Annotated in this window: 2 protein-coding genes; both read left to right on the forward strand. The window is 37.9% G+C overall.

Annotation, left to right across the window (positions count from 1 at the left end):
- The first annotated feature begins 522 nt into the window (after positions 1-522).
- Positions 523-1,974: a putative glycoside hydrolase gene (locus G519_RS49690; RefSeq protein ID WP_029198969.1), complete on the forward strand. Its 1,452-nt coding sequence runs from the start codon at positions 523-525 to the stop codon at positions 1,972-1,974.
- An 848-nt stretch (positions 1,975-2,822) separates the two neighbouring features.
- A complete protein-coding gene (locus G519_RS0137930; RefSeq protein WP_029198970.1) occupies positions 2,823-3,101 on the forward strand; it encodes a DUF6908 domain-containing protein in 279 nt (92 codons plus the stop codon).
- The last annotated feature ends 729 nt before the right edge of the window (positions 3,102-3,830 follow it).

Consider the following 3,830-nt stretch of genomic DNA (forward strand, 5'->3'; position numbering starts at 1 on the left):
TACAATTGGTTACATGTCGCCATTGCAATTTGAACAGTTGTACTACGAGAGTGTAGCTTAGCTAAGCGGTGTCCACTTTCTTGACAGAAGAGCAATTTGTCTAAACGGTGATCGTTAGTTGCATAATAATTACTCTTATTAAATAAAGTGTGGCTAAATGCTATTATATGTACTCATATTTAGAGACGTAACGATAAGATGGAAATAACGGGTGAACAAGAAGCATGCTTTGGTATCTCTACTCGTTTTTTATTCCAATAAAGGGAAACTTTAGTGCAGGAGCTGCTTTAGCCGGCTCTTTTTTTTTTTTATTGAACGAACGAGCAGCATCGTTTACACAATTCACGAATACTTCAATTATTGAGCATCATCGAATATACTGTTTCCCGTTAATGCAAATGGCTATTTTTTATAGCCAAATCTTTATTTTATGAAGATAAGTGTCCGGACATCACCCTTTAATTACCAATTAAAATATAACTACTAGAAATTTAGTGATTTTGGGAGAAGGGGGAGAACATCGTGAAGCAACAAGGTCTTATTTTTATTATGCTATTTTTAGTGATCGCGTTGTCAGCTTGTTTGTCGTCAAAAGTAGCTCTGAACGCACCGAATCCATCAGAACAGCCATCTACGACTGCCCCAGAGTTCACGCCCACACCCACAACATCGCCCTCAAATTCACCAACAGTGGTTTCGCCCACACCTGCAGTAAGTCAAGCACCTGCATTTGATCCCCCAGTACATTTCAATTATCCAGATGCTGTACGTGGAATTTATGTAACAGGTTGGTCAGCTGGTGGGGAGCGTATGACTAAACTTCTGTCACTTATTGATAACACCGACCTAAATGCAATGGTGATAGACATAAAGGATGATGACGGCTATATCACATTTAAGCCAGAGGGAAAACTTGCAGAATTTGGCCAGCCTTACATAAAAGATGCTCAAGCACTCATGAAAACTCTTGAACAGCATAAAATCTACTATATCGCTCGTATTGTTTCCTTTAAAGATATGGTTTTGGCTAAAAAGCGTCCAGACCTTTCTTATGTAGACGGTAACAGTACTTGGCGTAATTCTAACGGTGATGGGTTTATCAACCCGTTCCTTAAAGAAACATGGGATCACAATGTAGAGGTAGCAAAATTAGCTGCAGAACTTGGGTTTAAAGAAATCCAATTTGACTATGTTCGATTCCCAGAAGGCTTTGAAAGTAGGGACAAAGTTCTTAAATATTCATTGGGTGATTATAAGGATAAGAAACCAACTAAGTTTGTACAAGAAGAAAAAGACTATGCTGAAGCCTCTAAGAAATATCAAGACGATTTGTCTTCTTTACAGATAAAGTTGACTGATGCTACTAATACCTACAATTCAGCGAAAACCGATGCAAATAAAAAAGCAATGGACGATGCTCAAAAGAGCTTGTCTGACCTTAAAAAAGAAGCACCCCAAGCACCGGATTTTAGCGATAAAGCAAGTATGACACAGCTTCGTGTTGATGCTGTCAGCGACTTTGTCGCATATGCCAAAGAACAACTAAAACCGTATGAAGTAAAAGTCTCTGTTGATATCTTCGGATATTCTGCTACATTGCCTGAAGCTCCAGGTATCGGTCAGAACTTTAACCGCATTTCTAGCTCAGTAGATGTAATTTCGGCTATGATTTATCCAAGTCATTGGTCCAATGGTTATTTCAGAATCTCAAAACCAGATAAAGAGCCATATAAACTTGTTACCGAATATATGAAAGCTGAAAAAGAGAAGTTTGCACAACTCAAGACTCCACCCCTATCACGTCCTTGGATTCAAGACTTTACAGCAAGTTGGTTAGGTGCCGGCAATTATGTTAAATATGGCAAGGCTGAAGTAGATGCACAAATTAAAGCCTTAAAAAATGCTGGGGTTAATGAATACCTAATCTGGAATGCTAACAATTCCTACACAGAAGGTGTAACATATATACCATAAAACAAAAAAAACATAGGCAGTGCCCGAGTGAGCGCTGCTGTTATCGGATCAGTCTAAAACTTATTTTTCGAAGGCTGCCGATTTTTCAATTCAAAAACCGCGTGGGATCAATAACTTATTTTCAATTAACAAATATCTACCATATTTACAATCAGTATGTTATAATTTGGTCATTAACAACTAGTCCGTAGTGACATTTCCGCAAGAATGCAACCCTATTGGGTTAAGCGTGTATACAGGTGTAGTCTAACCTGTCTAAGGCGCTTTTCCTGATAGGGTTTTTTGTTGCATTCGGACACTAAAAAACTAAGGGAGAAAAAAATATGGAAAAAGTAAAGGAAAGAGTTGAGAGCGTACGAAAGGACAAAGACGAAAACCTTAATGATTAGTTTAATAAACGAGGGGTTTCCGAGCTTTTTACGGATGTTCGTATCTCCATTGCCCGTGTTGACACAGCGTATGAATTAAGGACTAAAGCATTAAAAGCAATCTGTCGAGGATTAAAAAGCATGGTGATAAGTGAGCAAATGTTCTACGATTTTTCCTTTGGTCCTATAAGTGAACAGACATGGAACGGAAGAACGTTATGGGAACTACCGCCCGGCGACGGGTGGTAGTCAGTATTTATCAAAGGTAGAAGATGCAGTCATGTGTGGCTGGATTACGTTAAATCGATTTAAGGGATAGTAGGATTATGGCTGATCCCTCGAGCATGGGGAAAGACAACTTGATTTAGAAATTTGGCTATATAAGCAATACAGCGTAAATAGACTCCAAATAGCCCCTACATCGGGTGGGCTTAAAAACAACCCACGTGATGTAGACGTGGGTAATCGGAGGATATTGACATGATCTATCAAAAAAATTTCAATTTACTAAATGAAATCTTAGAAAATAAGCTTTTAGAATTCTCAAAATCGGATGGGAATCTGATACTTAGGTCTGAGCCTTTCATGGACTTAATAATCGAAAATCTGGTGCCTAATGTCATTAGTATGACCCATTACTTTGAACTCAATGGGGACTTGATAGCAGGTCCAGACATGGAAATTCGAATCGATCCTGAGTTGGCCATGATTGGAATAATGTCTTTTAAGACCATGATGATAAACGTGAAGCCCACATAAAGAGAATAACCAAAGTGTGGGAAAATGTAAGATTTGAGGCACGTTTTGGATGTGCCAGGGTGAAATAAGTCCCATATGTAGATAACCATTTACTAGTAAGGAAGGAAAGGCGGCAAGTGGAAAATAAGTCATAGATGCTATAACGATGAATAACACACATACTCTCATGATGCGGGGCACAATCAATGATAGCCAAACTAGGAAACACACCAATATAATCTGAACAAACAATGCGAGTATCATCCAATCAGGTCCGTCAGGTCCTAGAGTATAGACCATTCTACCTAGTTCAAAGAATAATTTATCAAACATTGGCTACCCACCATCCTTATTTACATGAAACTTGTTACTTGTGCAATGATTACTATACCTCCAAGTAAATATAATGGTCATTGTACAGGCAACAAATATTTACCTATAAAAGTAAATTTTGTTAATAATCGCGTTCCTAAGTATGTAATATGCATACATATGATTATAAAAAAGGGGTTTATGGTATATATTAGTAATAAATTGGAATATATTTCTTGTTTTTTTACAATTTTCACCATGGGAGGTTAATATTTTGTCTATGCTAGAAAATAGGATTCTAAGACTAGATCGAGGGGGACGTTTCACAATGAAGAACTTTAATCCTAGATTTCGCAGTTGAACCTCAATAAAATTGTCAATAGAAGTTGAAAAGGTGCGCCAGATCAAGGAAAATGGAAGTTATCGAGACCACCATAG

Origin of the sequence: Paenibacillus alginolyticus DSM 5050 = NBRC 15375 (assembly GCF_000422905.1) — a bacterium.
GTDB classification, from domain to species: Bacteria; Bacillota; Bacilli; order Paenibacillales; family NBRC-103111; genus Paenibacillus_E; species Paenibacillus_E alginolyticus.